The following is an 18,897-nucleotide window of genomic DNA, read 5'->3' on the forward strand; positions in this document are numbered from 1 at the left end:
CACGCCCTACGGAGGTTGGAGCGACTTGAAAAGTGGTCAGAGTGCATCCACGAGGGAACTCGCATGATTGACAGGGATCGCCTTGAGGAAATCGTTCGCGAGGCGGGGCGGATCGCCTATGCGCGCTGGCCCGGGAAGGGGCACGTGCTCGAAAGCTGGGACAAGACCCCCGGCAACCCGGTGAGCGAAGCCGATCTCGAAGTGGACCGCTTCCTCCGCCGAGAGCTCGGGCACCTGCTGCCTGCGGCGGGCTGGCTGTCGGAAGAAACCATCGACGACAAGGCGCGGACGGGCAGCGACCTGTTGTGGCTGGTCGATCCGATCGACGGCACGCGCGATTTCGTGCGCGGGCGCGCCGGATGGGCGATCTCGGTCGCGCTGGTCAGTGCCGGACGGCCGCTGATCGGCATGCTGCTGGCGCCCGCGAGAGACGAGGAATGGTGCGCCGTGGCAGGACAAGGCGCGACGCTCAACGGCAGGCCGCTCAAGGCGAGCATACGATCGCAGTTCGCCGGTTCGCGGGTCCCCGTCGACGAGCTTCCCAGCGTCGATTCGGACCTCGTCGCGGTCGAAAAGCCCAATTCGATCGCGCTCCGGATTGCGATGGTGGCGGATGATCGCGCCGATCTCGTCGCGACGCTGCGCTGGGGGTTCGAATGGGATATCGCCGCCGCCACGCTGATCGCGCGCGAAGCAGGGGCGGTCGTTTCCGACGCGTTCGGCAAGCCGCTCGATTACAACAAGCACGACCCGCGAGACTTCGGTGTGCTGGTTTGCGCGCCCGGCATCCATGCAGAGGCCGTCGCGCGGCTTGCGGACAGGGCGGCGCAGCTCAAATAGCACGATATCGCGCATGCCAATCGAAACGGGCCGCCAATGGCGGCCCGCAAGGGCGACTGCCCGCCCGCAGCGACGCAACCTTCAGGTTGCATGAGCGAGGAGGCACGGGCGCGGCTGCGCCCGTGCTCGCAGACAGGGATCAATTCCCCTGGCGCGCGGCCTCGACATCTTCCTGGGTGATCGGGATAATCTTGATCTCGACGCGGCGGTTCAGCGGTTCTGCGACTCCGTCCGCGGTCTTCACGCGGAGATAGTCGTATTGCTCGCCAAAGCCCTGGGTCGCCATGCGCGAGCGAGCAACGCCGCGCGCGGCCAGATAATCGGCCACGGCCTGCGCGCGCTGTTCTGAAAGGCGCTGGTTGAGCGCGTTCGACCCCGTCGTATCGGTGAAGCCGTACACGTCGATCAGGCTGTTCGGATACTGGATCAGGCTGTCGGCGACCGTGTTGAGCGTGTCGTAGAAGCCGGGATTGATCTGCGCCGAACCGCTGGCGAAGGTCACGCCATCGGGCAGGCGGACGAGAATCGCTTCGCCGTCGCCGACTTCTTCGACATCGACACCGCTGCCCGCGGTCTGCTCGTCGAGTTCGCGAATCTGGTCGTCGAATTGCTTGCCGGCGACCGCGCCGGCTGTACCGCCGATCGCTGCGCCGAGGATACGGCCGGTATCGCCGCCGATTGCGCCGCCGAGCAAATAACCGAGGAAGCCGCCGGCACCCGCCCCGATGGCGGTGCGCGAAGCTTTCTGTTCGCCGGTGTTGGGATCGGTGACGCAGGCGCTGGTGCCCAGCAGGGCAAGCGCGGCTGTGCCGGAAAGCAGGATACGTGATGTTTTCATTATTCTTCTCCTCCTCGTGAGTGCGAACGAACGTATACCTAACCAAAAGGAAACGCACGCATATGTTCCGAAGAGATGCGTTTGATCGCCGATCGTTTGCCCGCGCCTGAACGGCAGCGTGATTTGCCTTCCACAGGGCTCGGGCGAGCGACTGGCTGGCAAGCCGCCACAATTGTGCTAGCGCTGTGCCGGTGACACCCTTTCCCTGGACAGACCTGTTCATCATCGCCGCGTTGATCGTGCTCAACGGCGTGTTCGCCATGTCCGAGCTCGCCATCGTTTCGGCAAAGACATCCACCCTGACAAGCCGCCGCGACGAAGGATCGGCGAGCGCCAAGATTGCGCTGCGATTGGCCGAGGAGCCGGGCAAGTTCCTCTCGACCGTGCAGATCGGGATCACGCTGATCGGGATCATCGCCGGTGCGTATTCGGGCGCGAGTCTCGGCATGCCGGTGGGAGAGCGGCTGGCGGCCCTCGGCGTGCCGCCGGAATTCGCCGACCAGGCGGGGTTCGCGCTGGTTATCGCGCTGACGACCTATTTCAGCCTCGTCATCGGCGAGCTCGTGCCCAAGCAGGTCGCGCTGCGTTCTGCTGTGCCGATTTCGCTGATCATGGCGCCGCCGATGGATTTCCTCGCCCGCGTCGCCGCACCGCTGGTGTGGGTGCTCGACAAGTCTTCGGCGGGGATCATCGCGCTCTTCGGCATCCGCCAGAAGGGACAGCATTCGGTCACCGCCGAAGAGCTGCAGATGATCTTTGCCGAGGCGACCCGCTCAGGTGTGATCGAAGCGGAGCAGAAGCAGATCCTCACCGGTGTGGTGCGGCTGGCCGAACGCCCTGTGCGTGAAATGATGACCCCGCGCACCGAGATCGACTGGATCGAGGCCGACGCCGACGCCGAGCAGATCAGGAAGGCGATCGAGGATAGCCCGCACTCGCTGCTGCCAGTGGCGGAAGGGGCGCCCGATGCGATCCTCGGCATCGTCAAGGTGCGCGAAGTGCTGGCCGCGCTGGTGGCTGGCCAATCGGTGTCGATCCGGGAGATGATGAAGAAAGCCGAAGTCGTGCCCGACCAGCTCGATGCGATGGATGCGCTGCGGGTGCTGCAATCGGCGGACATCGCCATGGCCGTGGTGCATGACGAATACGGCCACTTCGAAGGGATCGTCACTCCGGTCGATTTGCTCACCGCGATCGCGGGCAATTTCGCAAGCGATCTCGACCAGGGCGATCAGCCGCAGATTGTCGAGCGCAAGGACGGTTCGCTGCTGGTGTCCGGCGCGCTGTCCGCCGATGCGCTCGCGGACCGGCTCGGTCTCAATTATGGCGACGACCGCGAATTCGGTACGGCGGCGGGCTATGCGCTGTCGGTGCTCAAGCGCCTGCCAGTGGTGGGCGAGACTTTCACCGACCAGGGCTGGGAATTCGAGATCGTCGACATGGACAATCGCCGTATCGACCAGATTTTGGTCTCGAAGCAGACCGAAGAAGGCGAAAGCTAGGGGCTTGTTTGCAGAGTCCTTGTTTTCAGCACGCCATCCGGCGCGCGATTTCCTCACGCCTTCGGCGCTGCGGGCGGGCGGTCGCCCTTGCGGCTGCTGCGCAGCCGAGCTCCGCGACCAAGCCGAGAGCTTGGAATTGTTCGACGCCGGAGGCGTCGCAAGCGCGACTGCGCGTCGCCGCTTATGCGGCGAAGCCAAGCGGGCCGGTTGGCCCGCGCCCGGCGTCTAAAGGTGTTCTAGAAAACGGGTAATTCCCGGCCTAGCCAGGGATTACCGCCTGTGCCGCCTGTCCGTCACCTTCGGGGGCAGCGATGATGTCGCGCGTAACGCTGCCCTTGGCGACGGTGTTCGTTCCCGGATCGCCGATCTGCGAGCGAATGCCCGGGGCGGCTGCACCGGCGCGGTCGAGCACGCTTGCCTCCGTGGCGCTGCGCGGGGCCGGGCCGCCGAACAGCGCGTCGAGCGCCTGCTCCTGCGCGGTGCCCTCCGCCGGACGCGGGGCGCCGGGGGCTGGCGGCTGGAGGCTGAAATCGGGCGGAACGACGAGCGGTGCCTGGCGCTGCACGGCGAATTCGTCGGGCCGGTCGCGATTGAAGATTCCGCCGCCTCCGCATGCGGCGAGCAGGGTGCTGCCGGCGGCGAGAAGGATGACGGTCTTGGCAGTACGCATATTAATTCTCCGATGGGACGCTGTCCGAAGCGGTCTCGGCGTCCGGTTCGTCATCCTCCTTTTCGCGCATGAAAAGGCTCCGCGCAAGGATGATGACTACGCCGATGGTGATAGCCGCATCGGCGACGTTGAAAACGAGGAAAGGGCGGAACGAGCCGATGTGGAAATCGGCATAGTCGATGACATAGCCGAGATCGTAGCGGTCGCGGATATTGCCGATCGCCCCGCCGAGGATCATTGCGAGGCTTAGGATGTCGCCCATCAGCTTTTCGCGCATCATCCAAACGAACACGATCGCTGCGATAGCCGCGGTGAGAAGCACCAGAATCCAGCGCGCTTCCATGCTGGTGGCCTGGAACATGCCGAGCGACATGCCGCGGTTCTCGACATAGGTGAGATCGAAGAACGGCAGCAGCTCGATATTGAGCACCTGGCGCAATTGCAGCGGGCCGATCACATACCACTTCACGATCTGGTCGATCACCGCGATCATCGCAGCGAAGGCCAGCCCGATCAGCCGGTTACGGGTGAATATCCGGCCCATCAGGCGGGGTCCATTTCGGCAACCACGCTGTCGCAGCGCCCGCACAGCGCGCCGTCTTCCGGCACGTCGGGAAGCAGGCGCCAGCAACGCCCGCATTTGTGGTCGGTGGATTTGGCGACGGTCACGTCGTCGCCTTGGCCGCGCGTCACTGTCCCGGTGATGAACAATTCGGCGAGTTGTTCGTCGGTCACGCCGTCCGGCACCGCATCGGCTGGCACGGTAACCACCGCTTCGTTGCTCGAACGGATCACCTTGTCGCGGCGCAATGGCTCGATCGCCTCGGTGACGCGCTCGCGAAGGGCGCGAAGCCTGGTCCACTTGTCGCGGTCGGCGGGCACGGTGGGCACGCTCGGCCATTCGAGCAGGTGGACGCTGCCGCCCTGCTCATCGTCCTGAGGATAGCGCGTCTTCCAGACCTCTTCCGCGGTGAACACCAGCACCGGCGCGGCGTAGCGAACGAGCGCGTGGAACAGCAGGTCGAGCACCGTGCGATAAGCGTTGCGCGTCGTCGAATCCGGCCCGTCGCAATAGAGCGTGTCCTTGCGGATATCGAAGAAGAACGCGGAAAGGTCCTCGTTGCAGAAATCGACCAGCAGCCGAGTGTAGGTGTTGAAGTCGTAATCCTCCACCGCCTGCCTGAGCTTGCCGTCCAGCTCGCTCAGCAGCGAGAGGACATAGAGCTCCAGCTCGGGAATTGCGCCTGCATCGGACATGTCGCCGACAAACCCGTCGAGCGCGCCGAGCAGGTAGCGGAAGGTGTTGCGCAGGCGGCGGTACTGGTCGGAAACGCCCTTGAGGATTTCGTCGCCGATCCGGTGGTCTTCGGTGAAATCGACCGAGAGCGCCCAGAGGCGGATGATGTCCGCGCCGGTCGTCTCCATGATCTTGAGCGGATCGATGGTGTTGCCGAGCGATTTCGACATTTTCTTGCCCTTGGCATCCATGGTGAAGCCGTGGGTGAGAACCTGATCGTAAGGCGCGCGGCCGCGTGTGGCGCAGCTTTGCAGCAGCGAGGACTGGAACCAGCCGCGATGCTGGTCGCTGCCTTCGAGATAGAGATCGGCGGGCCATTGCAGGTCCGGCCAGCGTCCGCTTTCGAGCACGAAGGCGTGGGTGCAGCCGCTGTCGAACCAGACGTCGAGAATGTCGGTGACCATCTCGTAATCGTTGGGGTCGTGATCCGGTCCGAGAAATTCGGCCTTGCGGCTTTCCTCCCACGCATCGACGCCTTCCTCGGTGATCGCCGCGACCACGCGCGCGTTCACTTCGGGGTCTTGCAGGTAGGTGCCGTCGGGGCGGACGAAGATCGTGATCGGCACGCCCCAGGCGCGCTGGCGCGAGAGCACCCAGTCCGGGCGGCCTTCGACCATCGAGCCGATCCGGCGGCGGCCTTTTTCGGGGACGAAGCGCGTCTGCGCGATCGCGTCGAGCGCGAGTTCTCGCAAAGTCGGCGATCCGGCGGTCGCTTCTTCGTCGATCGTGTCGTTCCCGCCTTCGCCTTCCCAGCGCTGTTCCTCGGCAGAGATCGCAGGGAGGTGCGCGAGGTGCTTGTCCATCGGCACGAACCATTGCGGCGTGCAGCGATAGATCACCTTGGCCTTCGAGCGCCATGAGTGCGGATAGGAATGCTCGTAGTCGGCCGACGCGCTCAGCAGCGCACCCGCCTCGCGGAGGTCCGAACAGATCGGCCCGTCGGGCGCGTTGAAGGGCTTGTTGATGACCGAGCGGCGGCGCTCGTCGTCCCCGCCGAGCCAAAGCCAGTCGTCGCGATAGCGCCCGTCATCCATCACCGCGAAGACGGGATTGATGCCGTGCGCCTTGCACAGGTCGAAATCGTCCTCGCCATGGTCGGGCGACATATGGACGAGGCCCGTGCCTGAATCGGTGGTGACGAAATCGCCTTCGAGCATCGGGCGCGGCGTGGCGTAGAACCCGCCGAGATGGTGCATCGGGTGGCGGACCTTGGTTCCGGCCAGGTCGGAGCCTTTCCAACGACCGCGAATTGGATCATCAGAATTTCTTGGCCGGTCGAATTGCGATGCGAATCGATAGGTGAACGCTTCGAGCAACTCATCGGCGATCAGCAGCCGTTTGTCGTCAATTTCTAGAATTCGATACTCGACGTCCGCCCCATAGGCCAAAGCCTGATTTACCGGGATCGTCCACGGGGTCGTCGTCCAGATTACCGCATGGGCACCGACCAGTTCTTCGATCGGGCTTTCGATGATCTCGAACGCCACATCGATCTGCGGCGAGTCCGTCAGGTCCTCATACTCGACCTCCGCCTCGGCCAGCGCGGTCTTCTCTACCGGCGACCACATCACCGGCTTGGCGCCGCGATAGATGTTGCCTTCCTCGACGAACTTCATCAGCTCGGCGACAATCGTGCCCTCGGCCTGGAAATCCATCGTGAGGTAGGGATTGTCCCAGTCGCCCATGATGCCGAGCCGCTTCAGCTGCTCGCGCTGCGTATCGACCCAGTGCTGCGCATAGGCGCGGCATTCGGCGCGGAATTCCTTGGCCGGAACCTCGTCCTTGTTTTTCTTCTTCTTGCGGTACTGTTCTTCGACCTTCCATTCGATCGGCAGGCCGTGGCAGTCCCAGCCCGGCACGTAGGGCGCGTCCTTGCCGAGCAGGTTCTGCGTGCGGCAGACCATGTCCTTGAGGATATGGTTGAGCGCATGGCCGATATGCATGTCGCCATTGGCGTAGGGCGGGCCATCGTGGAGGATGAACTTCTCGCGCCCGCGCCGTGCCTCGCGCAGTTTCTCGTACAGCCCGATCTCGCGCCAGCGCGCCTCGATGCCCGGTTCCTTCTGCGGAAGGCCGGCTTTCATCGGGAAATCCGTTTTCGGAAGGAAAACGGTGTCCTTGTAGTCGCGCCCTTTTTCGGCGTTGGTGCTCGAGTCAGTCATCGGGAAGGGCGCTTAGAAGCCTTCGCGCTTCGTCGCAATCCTTCTCCATCTGCTCCATCAGCGCCTCGAGGCTGTCGAACTTCGCCTCGCCGCGCAGGAAGTGGTGGAACGCGACTTCGATTTCCTGCCCGTAAAGATCGCCCGAGAAATCGAAGAAATGGGGTTCGAGCAGCTCCTTGGGCGGTTCGAATTGTGGGCGGATGCCGACGCTCGCGGCGCCTTTCAGCACCTGCCCCGTCGCAAGAATGCGCCCGGTCACTGCGTAGATGCCGTATTTGGGGCGAAGGTAGTTTTCGATCGTGAGGTTCGCCGTGGGATAGCCGAGCTCGCGCCCGCGCTTGTCGCCATGCTCGACGATCCCGCGGATCGCAAAGGGGCGGGTGAGCAGTTCGGCGGCGAGTTGCGGGTCGCCCTCGCGCAGCGCCTCGCGGATGCGACTGGATGACACTACGCCCTCCTGCTCGACCGCCTCGACCACACGGCTCTTCAGGCCGTGCTGGGCGCCGAAGCCCTGCAGCAATTCGACATTGCCCTTCGCGCCCTGACCGAAGGTGAAATCGCCGCCGGTGACGACGCCATAGGCCCCGAAGCGCTCGATCAGGATTTTCGTGATGAAATCCTCTGCACTGGTCCCGGCGAGGTCCTTGTCGAAGTGGAACACCAGCATCGCGGTCGCGCCGGCGGCGAGGTAGAGCTCCTGCCGCTGTTCGAGCGTGGTCAGGCGGAACGGCGGGACATCGGGACGGAAAAACCGCACCGGGTGAGGATCGAAGGTCGCGATGATCGAAGGTCGCCCTTCGTCGTGCGCCCAGTCGATCGCCTCGCCCGCGACCGCCTGGTGGCCCTTGTGGAAGCCGTCGAAATTGCCGAGCGCGATCACCGCGCCGCGCAGCGCGGGGCCGATGTCCTCGCGATGATCGAGCCAGCGCATCAGACCTGCTCTTCGGCGGTGTTGTCGTCGTGCCGGTGATAGGTGACGAAGGAATAGGCCGGATTGTCGCCCTTTGCCGGGTGGTCTTCGCGCGCCGTGACTTCCCAATCCGCGCCGAGCGGTTTCATGAAGGTATCGCCTTTGAATTCGGCATGAATCTCGGTGACTTCGATCCGGTGGGCGAGCGGGCGGAAGACATCGTAGATTGCCGAACCGCCGACCACGCAGATTTCGCCGGTCGAATTGTTCTCCTCGGCCATCGCCAGCGCCTCTTCGACCGCGCGGGCTTGTTCTGCACCCTCGCTATCCCAGCGCTCGCGGCGGGTGAGCACGATGTGACGGCGTCCGGGCAGGAGGCCGGGCAGGCTCTCGAAGGTCTTGCGCCCCATGATCATCGGCTTGCCCATGGTCAGCGCTTTGAAGCGCTTGAGGTCGGCGGGCAGGTGCCACGGCAGGCGACCCTCGAAGCCGATCGCCCCGTTGCTCGCGCGGGCATAGATCAGGACGATCTCGTGGTTCATGGCAGGTGGTTGCCCACCCGCGTCACATGCCCCATCTTCCGCCCCTCGCGGACCTCCGCCTTGCCATAAAGGTGAAGGTGCGGCTCGCCTTCTTCAGCGAGAATCCGATGCGCCGTGAGCGCGTCCTTGCCGACGATGTTGCGCATGTCGATCCGGGCGAAACGGGTCTCGGTCCCGCCCAGCGGCAGGTTTGCGATTGCGCGGATGTGGTTTTCGAACTGGCTCGTTGCCGCGCCCTCGATCGTCCAGTGCCCCGAATTGTGCACCCGCGGAGCCATTTCGTTGAACACCGGACCTGCCCTGGTGGCGAAGAATTCGAGCGTGAGGACACCGACATAGCCGAGCGCGTCGGCGGTCTTCGCGGCAATCGCCCGCGCTTCCTCGACCTGCGCCGCGACCAGCGCGCCGGCGGGTAGCACCGAGGAATCCAGCATCCCGCCGCTGTGGGTGTTGGCGGTCGAATCCCAGTACCGCACATCGCCTTCGCGATTGCGCACGAGGATCACCGAGAACTCGGTCTCGAAATCGACCATGCCTTCGTAAATGCAAGCTTTGCCCGGGAAACGCACGCCCTGCGCTTCGTGCGCGTTGGCGATGCGCCACTGGCCCTTGCCGTCATAGCCGTCGCGGACGGTCTTGAGGATGCCCGGCGTGCCGATTCGTTCGATCGCCCGCGCGAAATCGTCATCGCTTTCGACCCGCGCATAGGGCGCGCAGGTGGCACCGAGCTCCTCGACGAAGCGCTTTTCGTTCAGCCGGTCCTGCGCAACGCCGAGCGCCTTGGGATGCGGCGCGAGCATGGCCTCGGGGATCGCTTCGACCGCGCTCAGCGGGACGTTCTCGAATTCCCAGGTCACGACGTCGCATTTCGAGGCGAAGGCCGCGAGAGCATCCTTCTCGCCCCAACCGTTCTCGAAGAAATCGTCGCTGGCCGAGGTCGAGACATTGTCCCCCGGCGGGGCGTAGCCGATCACGCGGTAACCGAGCTGGAGCGCGGCCATCGCCATCATCCGGCCAAGCTGGCCGCCGCCAAGAATGCCGATGGTCGAACCGGGAGGAAGGGGCTGCGGGCTCATCAGTCGACCGGAGCTTCACCGACGGCGGCGCTTTGGGCGGCGCGCCAGTCCTGCAAGCGCTCGGACAGGTCTTCGTCGGACAGCGCGAGGATCGCGGCTGCCATAAGCCCTGCATTCTTCGCACCCGCTTCGCCGATCGCGAGCGTGCCGACCGGGACCCCGGCGGGCATCTGCGCGATCGAAAGCAGGCTATCCATGCCCGACAGCGCTTTCGACTGCACCGGCACGCCGAGCACCGGCAGGTGGGTCATGCTGGCGATCATCCCCGGCAGGTGCGCCGCGCCTCCTGCGCCCGCAATGATGACATCGAAACCGTCACCCTCGGCACCTTTTGCAAAGGCGCTCATCCGGTCGGGCGTTCGGTGCGCGGAGACGATCCGCGCTTCGTGCTCGACCTCGAGCTCGTCGAGCACCTCGGCGGCGCCTTTCATGGTCGGCCAGTCGGACTGGCTCCCCATCACGATGGCGACTTTTCCTCCCATTGCGCGCGTGCCCTCAGCTGTCTTTCAGATAGTACCGTTCGCCCGGCACCATCTCGTCGTCGAAGTCATAGACGATCGGCTGGCCGGTGGGAATCTCCAGCCCGGTGATGTCGTCATCCGAAATTTGCGAGAGATGCTTGACCAACGCGCGAAGCGAATTGCCGTGCGCCGAAATGATCACCGTCTCGCCGCTGGCGAGGACGGGAAGGATCGTGCTTTCCCAATAGGGCAGCACGCGCTCGATCGTGAGCTTCAGGCTTTCGGTGCGCGGCACCGTGATCCCGGCATAGCGCGGGTCGGACGAGAGATCGTATTCGCTGCCCGGCTCCATTTCGGGCGGCGGCACGTCGAAGCTGCGGCGCCAGATGTGCACCTGTTCGTCGCCGTGCTTGTCGCGGGTTTCCTGCTTGTTGAGGCCGGTGAGCCCGCCATAGTGGCGCTCGTTGAGCCGCCAGTCCTTCGTCTCGGGGATCCACAGCCGGTCGCACACGCCGAGCGCGAGGTGCAGCGTCTTGATCGCACGGGTCTGGACCGAGGTGAAGGCGACCGTCGGCAGCACGCCCTTTTCCTGCATCAGCGCACCGGCGGCCATCGCCTCTTCGACACCCTTGTCGGTCAGGTCGACATCCCACCAGCCGGTGAAGCGGTTTTCGAGGTTCCACTGGCTCTGGCCGTGGCGAACGAGAATGAGCTTTGGCATTTGCCCTCCGGTTTTCCGGCTCTGCCCTAGCTTTCGGGCTTTTGCTTGGAAAGCCCGTTCTCGCGCGATTCGCTATGCTGCGCGCGGCTTTGCACTTTGCGCCGCCGAAGGTTTTCGCGCAGTTTGGCCGCGAGACGCTCTTCGCGCGACATATTCTTGCTCGCCTCTTCACTCATGCGAAACGCCTTGCCGCTAGAGCGCCCGCACTGCAAGCTTGGCTTGACATTCGCAGGCGGTGCGACAATAGCGCGCGCCTGTTCCGGCAGGCTGCTGTAGCTCAGTGGTAGAGCGCACCCTTGGTAAGGGTGAGGCCGAGAGTTCAATTCTCTCCAGCAGCACCATCCTTGCTATTCGCTCGCTCATCCGAGCCAGCGTCCTCGGGGCTGTTCCTCCACTTCGCTGCGCTTCGTTGCGGGCCCCTGCGGGCGGCCAGTCGGCCTTGCGGTCGCTGTGCGACCGAGTTGCGGAACCAAGTTTTGGCCAGGAATGGTTGCGCACGGAAGGTGAGCCAGCGCGCGACCGCGCGCCGCCGCTTATGCGGCGAAGCCAAGGCGGACGGATGTCCGCCGCCCGGCGTCTGAGGGCCAAAACAAACATTCCTACCCCACACTTTTGACGAGTGCGCGCAGTCCCGGCGCGCCCTATCCCTTGGCCATCACTCAATTGCGGATGGAGAGCGGCAATGGATCTCGGACTCAAGGGCAAGAAAGTCATCATGAACGGCGGGGCGCACGGGCTGGGGCTTGCCTCGCTCAAGCTGTTTGCCGCCGAAGGTGCGGATGTCGCTTTCTTCAGCCGCAAGGAAGATAAGATCGAGGCCGCCAAGGCCGCGATCGACGAGGCGGGACCGGGGAAGGTCTTCGCCGAAGTGTTCGACATGGCTTCGGGCGGCGATGCCTACAAAGCGTGGCTCGAAAAGGCTGCGGGCGAACTCGGCGGGTGCGATATCTTCATCCACACCGCGTCCTCTTCGGGAACCGGAGGGACAGGCGACTGGCAGAACGGCCTCGACATGGACATCATGGGCGCGGTCAACGGCGTCGAGGCGCTGACCCCGCATCTCGAGAAGTCGGACAGCGGATCGATCGTATTCATGAGCTCGACCGCCGCGCTCGAAACCTTCATTGCCCCGCAGGCTTTCAACGCGCTCAAGGCGGCGCTGATCACCTACGGTTCGCAGCTCAGCCAAGCGCTCGCGCCGCAGGGCATCCGCGTCAACTGCGTCTCGCCCGGTGCGATCTACTACCCCGGCGGCAACTGGGAGGTGATCGAGGGCGCGATGCCCGAGCTGTTCCAGGCCACGCTCGCAAAGATGCCGATGGGCCGCTTCGGCAACGATCAGGAGGTCGCCAACGCGATCGTCTTCACCGCCAGCCCGGCGGTGCCCTACATGACCGGCGCCAACATCGTCGTAGACGGCGGCTTTACGCAGCGCGTCCAGTTCTAAGCATATCCCCGAGAGGAAAGGCCCGATCCAATGGCTGAAATAGATCGCGACAAGCTGCTCGATATCTACACCCGCACGATGAAGGTGAACCGCACCGACGAGAAATTCCGCGAGCTGCTGATGCAGGGCAAGGTCGCGGTGATGTATTACTGCGTGCGCGGGCAGGAGCTCGTCTCCGCCGCCGCGATGGCTGCGCTGGAGCCGGACGATTACGTCGTCTGTACCTATCGCGGGCAGGGCGAACAGACCGCCAAGGGAATCCCGATCGAGAAATGGTGGGGCGAATGCCTCGGCAAGGCGACCGGCACCTGCAAGGGCAAGGGCGGGACGATGCACATCACCGATCCCGAAACCGGGATCATGGTGACCACCGGCGTCGTCGGCAGCGGCATCCCGATCGCCAACGGGCTCGCGATGGCGAGCCAGAACAATGGCGACGGGCGGGTGACGCTGGTCAGCTTCGGCGACGGGGCGGCCAATATCGGCGGCTTTCACGAAGCGATGAACATGGCCCAGCTCTACAAGCTGCCCGTGGTCTTCCTGTGCCAGAACAACCGCTATGGCGAACACACCGCCTATGCCGACCACACCCACAGCAAGAATATCGCGAGCCGCGCCGAAGGCTACGGGATGAAGGGCGTGACGGTCGACGGCAACGATGTGAACCAGATCTATCCGGCGGTGAAGGAAGCGGTCGACCGCGCCCGTGCGGGCGAAGGGCCGACGCTGGTCGAAGCGATGTGTTACCGCATGATGGGCCACTTCTTCGGCTCGGATTTCTCCTACATGCCTAAGGAGCACATCGAGGAGATGCAGCGTGAAGACCCGCTGCCCAAGCTGCGCAAGGTGATGCTCGAGCACCAGTTCACCGAAGAGGAACTGGACAAGATCGTCGCCGATATCGACGCCGAGATCGATGCGGCGGTTCAGCATGCGCTCGATGCGCCGCTGCCCGACACAGACGAAATCTACAAAGACGTGCTCGAGGAGACCGCGTAATGGCCGAGATCACCATGACCGAGGCCCTCAATAAGGCCATCGACGAAGCCATGGCGGAAGACGACGGCGTGTTCTGCCTCGGCGAGGACGTTTCCGCCAAGCAGGGCGGCGGCGTGTTCAAAGTCACTGCGGGGCTCACCGAGAAGTACGGCGAGCACCGCATCCGCGCGACGCCGATCTCCGAAACCGCGATCATCGGTGCCGCCGTGGGCGCGGCGCTCGCCGGGCAGCGCCCGATTGCCGAAATCATGCTGATGAACTTCGTCGGCGTGTGCATGGACCAGATCGTCAACCACGCGGCGAAGCTGCGCTTCATGTCGGGCGGGCAGACGCCGTGCCCGATCGTGATCCGCACCACCACCGGGGTGGGGGTCGGCTTCGGCGGCCAGCACTCCGACATGCTCGAGGCGTGGTTCGCGCACGTCGCTGGCATTCACACCGTCACGCCGAGCAACGCCGCCGATGCGCGCGGGCTGATGCGATCGGCGATCGATGCGAACGATCCCGTCATCTTCATCGAGAACATCCTGTGCTACGGGCTCACCAGCGAGGATCCGGGCCCGGGCTACCGCGTGCCACTCGGCAAGGCGGCGGTCGCAAAGGAAGGCAGCGACATCAGCCTGATCACCTATGGCCGCACCGTGCTCGACGCTCTCGAAGTTGCGGGCGAACTCGACAAGGAAGGTATCAGCGTTGAAGTGATCGACCTTCGCACGATAGCGCCTTACGACGAGGAGACGGTGCTCGCGAGCGTCAACAAGACCGGCCGCGCGCTGACCCTGCACGAAGCGGTGCGTCCGTTCGGCACCGGGGCGGAGATCGCCGCCAACATCCAGGAGAAATGCTGGGACCATCTCAAGGGTCCGGTGCGCCGCATCGGCGGGACCTTCTCTGCCGTGCCCTTCGCGTCGCATCTCGAACAGGCGTGGATTCCGACCAAGGAAGAGATCGTCGGCCAGATCAAGGCCAGCGTAGGGAAGGCGTAAATGGCAGAGGAAATCCGCATTCCCAAACTGGGCATGAGCGCGACCACGGTGACCTTGTCCGAATGGATGTTCGGCGACGGCGAGCAGGTTGCCAAGGGCGACATCATCTACACCGCCGAAACCGACAAGACGACAGTCGAGATCGAGGCGCAGGCCAGCGGGACGATCCGTCCGACCGGCGAAGAAGGCGTCAAGTACAAGGTCGGCGACGTGATCGGCACGATCGAGTGAAAACCCCGAGAGAGATACAGGCCGCCGTCTATGCCGCTGCTGGCGCGCGCGATTGGGACACGGTCGAAAGCCTGCTGCACGAGGATTTCGTGCTGTACGAAGCCGATTGCCTGCCTTTCGCGGGTGAATGGCGCGGCAAGGATGCGCTGCAACGCTGTGCGGCGGCGATGTACGGCACGTGGGCCGAGGCGAAGGTCGATATTCACGACATCACCGGCGGCGACACCCACGCCGTTACCGTGCTGACGCTGACCATGACGCCAAAAGGCGGCGGCGAGAGCTTCAGCCAGACGGTGTGCGAGATGGGCGAATTCGAGGACGGGCTGATGAAGAGCCTGCGCATCCACTATTTCGACGCAGCGCAGGTTGCCGAGAAGGCCGCGAGCTGATGGCGATCGAAAAGGTCTGCGTCCTCGGCGCGCCCGCAGACCAGGGGCAGCCGCTCGTCGCGGAACTGCTCGCCAACGGCTTCGAGGTAACCGCCGGGGTTCGCCGCGACGATGCGATGGCAGACACGCCATGGCCCGACCTGCCGACCGTGCATGCCGACATCAGCGATGCCGACGCGATGGCCTCGGCGTTCGCAGGTCAGGGTGCCGCCGCCTTCCACCTGCCGTTCGAATTCGACCGCGAGAAGGCCGCGCATTTCGGGCGCTGCATCGCCGAAGGGGCGAAGCGCGCGGGCCTCAAGAAGCTTGTCTTCAACACGTCCTGTTACGTGGCGGATCACGATCTCGACCTGTCGGCACATGACGGCCGCCGCGATATCGAGCGCTCGCTCGAAGAGACCGGCATTCCGTGCGTGTTCATCGAGCCGACCGTGTTCATGGACAACCAGTATCGCATCTGGACCCGGCCCGCGATCATGCGCGACGGCATCTTCGCCTATCCTGCGAAGCCCGACCTCAAGATCAACTGGGTGTGCCTCGAAGACGTCGCGCAGGCCATGCGCCGCGCGCTCCAGACCGATGCGGCGGACGGCCAGCACGTGCCGCTGGGCGGGCCGGAGGCGCTGGTCGGCGATCAGGTCGCGGCCAATCTGTCGGAAGCCATCGGCAGGGAGGTGCGGTTTCAGAGCCTCAAGCCCGAGGAATTCGCCGCGCGAATGAGCGAGCTCGTCACCGGATCGCGCGAAGTGCCGCCCCACAGCATCTATGACGGGATGGCGAAGTTCTACACCTTCTACAATTCGCAGCCTGTCTCGCCGTTGCTGGTCGATCCCCAGCATGCGCGCGACCTGCTTGGAATGGAGCCCACATCGCATCTCGAATGGGCGAAGTCGAAGAACTGGATGGCTGGCTTACCTTGAGCGTCCTTTGTCCCGAGTGAGAAGTCTTGCCGGATTTTGGGATTGAGATGCCCGATTGTGCGAATTGCCTATCCAAGCCATGATGCAAGCTGCATATTCTTGCCGAAGGGAGAGCCGGAATGCGCCGTTTGACGGGAGTGATTGGTGCGGCTCTATTGGTCGTTGGCAGCTATGATCCGGCTCTTGCAAGAGAGTGCGGGCCGGGAACGGAGGGAAGCAACGAGATGGAGCGGCAGGTTGTACTGGGTATTGGCGGGCTGTTTGTCCGTTCGGAAGATCCTGCGGCACTAACCGCATGGTACGAAAAGCATTTCGGAATCAACCGCACTCCGACCAGCTACGATGAAGAGCCATGGGTGCAGGAAGAGGGGCCCACCATTTTCGCGCCAATGCCCAACGACGTTGCCATGATTCCGGCAGGCAAGACCTGGATGTGGAACTTCCGTGTTGCCGATATAGACGCGTTCGTTGCGCAGCTTGAGGCAGACGGGATCGCGGTCGAGCTCGATCCGGAGACCTATCCCAACGGTCGCTTTGCCACGGTGATTGACCCTGAAGGCAATGCAATCCAGTTGTGGCAACCGATGGCCCCGGAAGAGCCTGAAGACTAAAGCGTTTGTCCGTCGTCCAGCACGAAGTCGCTGCCGGTGACGAATTCGGCTGCGTCCGAACACAGGAACAAAACCACCCCGTCGAGCCCCTCTTCGCCCATCAGGCGGCGCTTCGGAAAGCGCGCGATCTGCTTCTTGCCCGGTTCGGTGTCGAACCATGCGTCATTGATCGCGGTGCGGATATAGCCGGGTGAGATCGTGTTCACGCAGATCCCCGCGCGCGCCCACTCGCGGGCCATGCTGCGCGCGGCCTGCACCACGCCCGCCTTGCTTGCCGAATAGGCGACGAGACCGGGCGAGGGCTCGAACGCGGTGATCGAGGCGATCATCACGATCCGCCCCCTGGCCACACCTGCCGTTATCATGCGCTTTGCGCCTTCACGAGCAGTCAGGATCGCGCCCTTGAGATTGACAGCGAGCGTTCGCTCGATTTCCTCTTCCGGCATGTCCACTGCCATTCCGGCGCCGTCGATCCCGGCATTGGCGATTACCGTATCGACCGTCCCGAAGGCTTCCTCGGCGGCGTCGAAACCGGCGACGATGTCGGCCTCGCGCATCACGTCCATTTCGATCGCTGCCGCTTGAGGTCCGATTTCTGCCGCCAGCGATTCGAGCCGGTCCTTGCGCCGCGCGCCGAGCGCGACATTTGCTCCGTTTGCGGCAAGGATGCGTCCGAAGCGCGAACCCAGACCCGAGGACGCGCCGGTAACGAGCGCGGTGCGCCCCGAAAGATCGACAGTCAGTGACATATCGAGGCCCTATGCCGTCTTGGGCAGCTCGCCGTCGATATATTTCCGCAAGGTGGTCTGGAAATGGCGCACCCGGCTGTCCTGGTAATGGCCGAGCTCCATCATCCCGTCCTTCATCGACTTCATCCCGGTCTGGACATGCGGCAGATTTGCCATGTCCTGGTCGAACACGTTGGCGAGTTGCGGGCCCATGATGTCGTTGGCCCACGAGAACGGCTCGTCGTCCGGAATGTAGGTCATCTCGACCGCGCGTGGGCGCTCCTCGCCCTTGGGCGTCGGGAACAGCAGGCGGATCTCCATGACGCACCAGTCGGGCGTGTCGCCGGGCAGCCAGCGATAGGTCAGCGTCGGCAGGTATCCGATCCACGGCGCGAAGTTGGGGAAGATATTGTAGGTGAAGTTGTCGAGGATCTCGGTGTCGGAAGCCTCGGAATAGTCATAACCGTATTGCTCGGCAAAGCCCTGCCGCCCGGCTTCTGCCAGCACCTTGCGCGCTCCAAGCGGATCGTCCGCATCGTAGCCTTCCACCGGCTGTTCGCCCGCGGCAAAACGGCGGTTGGTGTCGGCATCCGCGCCGCCCGAAAACTCGTTCATCTTCTCGAGCACGTAGTCCGAATTCTTGCCTTTCATGTGCGGGCTCAGCACTCCAGAGGGAGTGATCGCGCGATTGAAGTGATCGCCGATGTGATCGTAGCGCGTGTTGGCATCGCCGAGGAACGGCAGCAGCTGCGGGTGCGTGGTGATCGAGTGCCAAGCCTCCATGAAGGCCTCGGCGGTCGCTTTCCAGTTCGCCGGAATCTTCTTCTGCACCCACATGCCGGTGTAGCGGTTCTCGAAATCGTAGCGTTCGTAATGCGACGCCGCCGGGCCGAGCCAGGTCTTGAAATCGGGCAGATCGTGATTCTCGGTGATCATCACGAAGCCCTGCCACAACTCGACGCGCGCTTCGGGCAGGCACATGTCCTTGCCTTTGAGATGCTTGAAATCCCACTCCGAAGGGATTTCCTTGAGCGTCCCGTCATTGCGCCAGGTGAAACCATGAAACGGGCAGCGCAGCTGGATCGAATTGCCGCTTTCGGTGCGCAGCTTGCGACCGCGGTGGAGGCAGGCATTGTAGAAGGCGCGGACCGAACCGTCCTTTTGCCGGATCAGCAGGAAGCTTTTGCCCACGATTTCGAAAACGACGGTGTCGCCCGGATCGGGCATCTCGTCCTCGCGCGCTGCGAACAGCCAGACATTGGGCCACATTTTCTCGCGTTCGAGCCGGGCGAACTCCTCAGAGATATAGGGTTCGACCGGCAACGGATCGTCGGGCATTTCGGCGACGGTTTCCTCGAACAGGTAATCCGGGGGCGTACGCGTGTCTCCGTTCAGCATGTCGGTGTAGCTGATTCCGGGGCACCGGTCTTCGCGGGCGATGTCCTTGATCTCGTTCATGGGAAACCTTCCTCGATCCCTTTCCTCGCACTTTGTGCAGTGTTCGCGGGGCAGAATATCACACAGGTTCGCCCCTCGGTCACACTATCGGATTGAAGAGGCGGATTGG

At 63.8% G+C, this 18,897-nt stretch carries 21 protein-coding genes and 1 tRNA gene; 10 read left to right on the forward strand and 12 right to left on the reverse strand.

Annotated elements, in window-relative coordinates; genetic code table 11:
* Positions 1–63: 63 nt before the first annotated feature.
* On the forward strand, positions 64–840 hold the full coding sequence (locus tag ACI5KX_RS02145; protein ID WP_406809034.1) for a 3'(2'),5'-bisphosphate nucleotidase CysQ: 777 nt from the start codon (positions 64–66) through the stop codon (positions 838–840).
* Between the two features lie 139 nt (positions 841–979).
* On the opposite strand, the gene ACI5KX_RS02150 is transcribed toward ACI5KX_RS02145, so the two are convergent.
* Positions 980–1,678 carry an OmpA family protein gene (locus ACI5KX_RS02150; protein WP_406809035.1) on the reverse strand — a complete coding sequence of 233 codons (699 nt, stop codon included), beginning with the start codon at positions 1,676–1,678 and terminating at the stop codon, positions 980–982.
* A gap of 191 nt (positions 1,679–1,869) precedes the next feature.
* Between ACI5KX_RS02150 and ACI5KX_RS02155 the strand changes: the two genes are divergently transcribed.
* Positions 1,870–3,180 (forward strand): hemolysin family protein, encoded by a 1,311-nt coding sequence (locus ACI5KX_RS02155; RefSeq protein ID WP_406809036.1) that lies wholly within the window; start codon positions 1,870–1,872, stop codon positions 3,178–3,180.
* A 259-nt stretch (positions 3,181–3,439) separates the two neighbouring features.
* On the opposite strand, the gene ACI5KX_RS02160 is transcribed toward ACI5KX_RS02155, so the two are convergent.
* From ACI5KX_RS02160 to ACI5KX_RS02200, 9 genes are read right to left on the reverse strand one after another with little or no spacing between them, the layout of a single operon-like run.
* Complete coding sequence (locus tag ACI5KX_RS02160) at positions 3,440–3,850, reverse strand: DUF3035 domain-containing protein (RefSeq protein WP_406809037.1); 411 nt, start codon at positions 3,848–3,850, stop codon at positions 3,440–3,442.
* A 1-nt stretch (position 3,851) separates the two neighbouring features.
* Entirely contained in the window at positions 3,852–4,394 is a 543-nt protein-coding gene (lspA, locus tag ACI5KX_RS02165; protein WP_406809038.1) for a signal peptidase II, read from the reverse strand.
* A complete protein-coding gene (ileS, locus tag ACI5KX_RS02170; RefSeq protein WP_406809039.1) occupies positions 4,394–7,309 on the reverse strand; it encodes an isoleucine--tRNA ligase in 2,916 nt (971 codons plus the stop codon). Before ileS ends, lspA begins: the two co-directional genes overlap by 1 nt.
* Positions 7,302–8,240, reverse strand: a complete 939-nt coding sequence (locus ACI5KX_RS02175; protein ID WP_406809040.1) for a bifunctional riboflavin kinase/FAD synthetase — start codon at positions 8,238–8,240, stop codon at positions 7,302–7,304. Before ACI5KX_RS02175 ends, ileS begins: the two co-directional genes overlap by 8 nt.
* Positions 8,240–8,761 carry a dihydrofolate reductase gene (locus ACI5KX_RS02180; RefSeq protein WP_406809041.1) on the reverse strand — a complete coding sequence of 174 codons (522 nt, stop codon included), beginning with the start codon at positions 8,759–8,761 and terminating at the stop codon, positions 8,240–8,242. Before ACI5KX_RS02180 ends, ACI5KX_RS02175 begins: the two co-directional genes overlap by 1 nt.
* On the reverse strand, positions 8,758–9,837 hold the full coding sequence (locus ACI5KX_RS02185) for a 5-(carboxyamino)imidazole ribonucleotide synthase (protein WP_406809042.1): 1,080 nt from the start codon (positions 9,835–9,837) through the stop codon (positions 8,758–8,760). Before ACI5KX_RS02185 ends, ACI5KX_RS02180 begins: the two co-directional genes overlap by 4 nt.
* The gene (purE, locus tag ACI5KX_RS02190) at positions 9,837–10,319 is read right to left on the reverse strand and encodes a 5-(carboxyamino)imidazole ribonucleotide mutase (protein WP_406809043.1); all 483 of its coding nucleotides are present in this window, start codon (positions 10,317–10,319) and stop codon (positions 9,837–9,839) included. The genes ACI5KX_RS02185 and purE overlap by 1 nt, the downstream gene beginning before the upstream one ends.
* A 13-nt stretch (positions 10,320–10,332) precedes the next feature.
* Positions 10,333–11,019, reverse strand: a complete 687-nt coding sequence (gene gpmA, locus ACI5KX_RS02195) for a 2,3-diphosphoglycerate-dependent phosphoglycerate mutase (protein WP_406809044.1) — start codon at positions 11,017–11,019, stop codon at positions 10,333–10,335.
* 26 nt (positions 11,020–11,045) lie between these two features.
* Complete coding sequence (locus ACI5KX_RS02200) at positions 11,046–11,195, reverse strand: hypothetical protein (RefSeq protein ID WP_406809045.1); 150 nt, start codon at positions 11,193–11,195, stop codon at positions 11,046–11,048.
* A 90-nt stretch (positions 11,196–11,285) separates the two neighbouring features.
* On the opposite strand from ACI5KX_RS02200, the gene ACI5KX_RS02205 reads away from it, so the two are divergent.
* From ACI5KX_RS02205 to ACI5KX_RS02240, 8 genes are all read left to right on the forward strand, one after another.
* A tRNA-Thr gene (locus ACI5KX_RS02205) sits at positions 11,286–11,360 on the forward strand.
* 341 nt (positions 11,361–11,701) lie between these two features.
* A complete protein-coding gene (locus ACI5KX_RS02210) occupies positions 11,702–12,466 on the forward strand; it encodes an SDR family NAD(P)-dependent oxidoreductase (RefSeq protein ID WP_406809046.1) in 765 nt (254 codons plus the stop codon).
* A 30-nt stretch (positions 12,467–12,496) separates the two neighbouring features.
* Complete coding sequence (locus tag ACI5KX_RS02215; protein ID WP_406809047.1) at positions 12,497–13,465, forward strand: thiamine pyrophosphate-dependent dehydrogenase E1 component subunit alpha; 969 nt, start codon at positions 12,497–12,499, stop codon at positions 13,463–13,465.
* Positions 13,465–14,451, forward strand: a complete 987-nt coding sequence (locus ACI5KX_RS02220; protein WP_406809048.1) for an alpha-ketoacid dehydrogenase subunit beta — start codon at positions 13,465–13,467, stop codon at positions 14,449–14,451. Before ACI5KX_RS02215 ends, ACI5KX_RS02220 begins: the two co-directional genes overlap by 1 nt.
* On the forward strand, positions 14,452–14,682 hold the full coding sequence (locus tag ACI5KX_RS02225; RefSeq protein ID WP_406809049.1) for a biotin/lipoyl-containing protein: 231 nt from the start codon (positions 14,452–14,454) through the stop codon (positions 14,680–14,682).
* Positions 14,679–15,071, forward strand: coding sequence for a nuclear transport factor 2 family protein (locus ACI5KX_RS02230; protein ID WP_406809050.1), 393 nt, complete (start codon positions 14,679–14,681; stop codon positions 15,069–15,071). Before ACI5KX_RS02225 ends, ACI5KX_RS02230 begins: the two co-directional genes overlap by 4 nt.
* The gene (locus ACI5KX_RS02235) at positions 15,071–15,991 is read left to right on the forward strand and encodes an SDR family oxidoreductase (RefSeq protein ID WP_406809051.1); all 921 of its coding nucleotides are present in this window, start codon (positions 15,071–15,073) and stop codon (positions 15,989–15,991) included. Before ACI5KX_RS02230 ends, ACI5KX_RS02235 begins: the two co-directional genes overlap by 1 nt.
* A 119-nt stretch (positions 15,992–16,110) precedes the next feature.
* Positions 16,111–16,602, forward strand: coding sequence for a VOC family protein (locus ACI5KX_RS02240; protein ID WP_406809052.1), 492 nt, complete (start codon positions 16,111–16,113; stop codon positions 16,600–16,602).
* Here the strand turns inward: ACI5KX_RS02240 and ACI5KX_RS02245 are convergent.
* Both ACI5KX_RS02245 and ACI5KX_RS02250 read right to left on the reverse strand, forming a co-directional pair.
* Positions 16,599–17,351, reverse strand: a complete 753-nt coding sequence (locus tag ACI5KX_RS02245) for an SDR family NAD(P)-dependent oxidoreductase (protein ID WP_406809053.1) — start codon at positions 17,349–17,351, stop codon at positions 16,599–16,601. The genes ACI5KX_RS02240 and ACI5KX_RS02245 overlap by 4 nt on opposite strands.
* 9 nt (positions 17,352–17,360) lie before the next feature.
* Entirely contained in the window at positions 17,361–18,788 is a 1,428-nt protein-coding gene (locus ACI5KX_RS02250; RefSeq protein ID WP_406809054.1) for an SRPBCC family protein, read from the reverse strand.
* Positions 18,789–18,897: the final 109 nt, after the last annotated feature.

The organism is Erythrobacter sp. GH1-10, from assembly GCF_045363165.1.
Taxonomy (GTDB): domain Bacteria; phylum Pseudomonadota; class Alphaproteobacteria; order Sphingomonadales; family Sphingomonadaceae; genus Erythrobacter.

Coding starts and splice junctions, on each gene's coding strand:
- ACI5KX_RS02185 (WP_406809042.1), bottom strand. CDS start 9,837: ATGAGCCCGCAGCCCCTTCCTCCCGGTTCGACCATCGGCATTCTTGGC.
- ACI5KX_RS02245 (WP_406809053.1), bottom strand. CDS start 17,351: ATGTCACTGACTGTCGATCTTTCGGGGCGCACCGCGCTCGTTACCGGC.
- ACI5KX_RS02180 (WP_406809041.1), bottom strand. CDS start 8,761: ATGAACCACGAGATCGTCCTGATCTATGCCCGCGCGAGCAACGGGGCG.
- ACI5KX_RS02220 (WP_406809048.1), top strand. CDS start 13,465: ATGGCCGAGATCACCATGACCGAGGCCCTCAATAAGGCCATCGACGAA.
- ACI5KX_RS02175 (WP_406809040.1), bottom strand. CDS start 8,240: ATGCGCTGGCTCGATCATCGCGAGGACATCGGCCCCGCGCTGCGCGGC.
- ACI5KX_RS02225 (WP_406809049.1), top strand. CDS start 14,452: ATGGCAGAGGAAATCCGCATTCCCAAACTGGGCATGAGCGCGACCACG.
- ACI5KX_RS02235 (WP_406809051.1), top strand. CDS start 15,071: ATGGCGATCGAAAAGGTCTGCGTCCTCGGCGCGCCCGCAGACCAGGGG.
- ACI5KX_RS02210 (WP_406809046.1), top strand. CDS start 11,702: ATGGATCTCGGACTCAAGGGCAAGAAAGTCATCATGAACGGCGGGGCG.
- gpmA (WP_406809044.1), bottom strand. CDS start 11,019: ATGCCAAAGCTCATTCTCGTTCGCCACGGCCAGAGCCAGTGGAACCTC.
- ileS (WP_406809039.1), bottom strand. CDS start 7,309: ATGACTGACTCGAGCACCAACGCCGAAAAAGGGCGCGACTACAAGGAC.
- ACI5KX_RS02250 (WP_406809054.1), bottom strand. CDS start 18,788: ATGAACGAGATCAAGGACATCGCCCGCGAAGACCGGTGCCCCGGAATC.
- ACI5KX_RS02150 (WP_406809035.1), bottom strand. CDS start 1,678: ATGAAAACATCACGTATCCTGCTTTCCGGCACAGCCGCGCTTGCCCTG.
- ACI5KX_RS02215 (WP_406809047.1), top strand. CDS start 12,497: ATGGCTGAAATAGATCGCGACAAGCTGCTCGATATCTACACCCGCACG.
- purE (WP_406809043.1), bottom strand. CDS start 10,319: ATGGGAGGAAAAGTCGCCATCGTGATGGGGAGCCAGTCCGACTGGCCG.
- ACI5KX_RS02200 (WP_406809045.1), bottom strand. CDS start 11,195: ATGAGTGAAGAGGCGAGCAAGAATATGTCGCGCGAAGAGCGTCTCGCG.
- ACI5KX_RS02160 (WP_406809037.1), bottom strand. CDS start 3,850: ATGCGTACTGCCAAGACCGTCATCCTTCTCGCCGCCGGCAGCACCCTG.
- ACI5KX_RS02240 (WP_406809052.1), top strand. CDS start 16,111: ATGCGCCGTTTGACGGGAGTGATTGGTGCGGCTCTATTGGTCGTTGGC.
- lspA (WP_406809038.1), bottom strand. CDS start 4,394: ATGGGCCGGATATTCACCCGTAACCGGCTGATCGGGCTGGCCTTCGCT.
- ACI5KX_RS02145 (WP_406809034.1), top strand. CDS start 64: ATGATTGACAGGGATCGCCTTGAGGAAATCGTTCGCGAGGCGGGGCGG.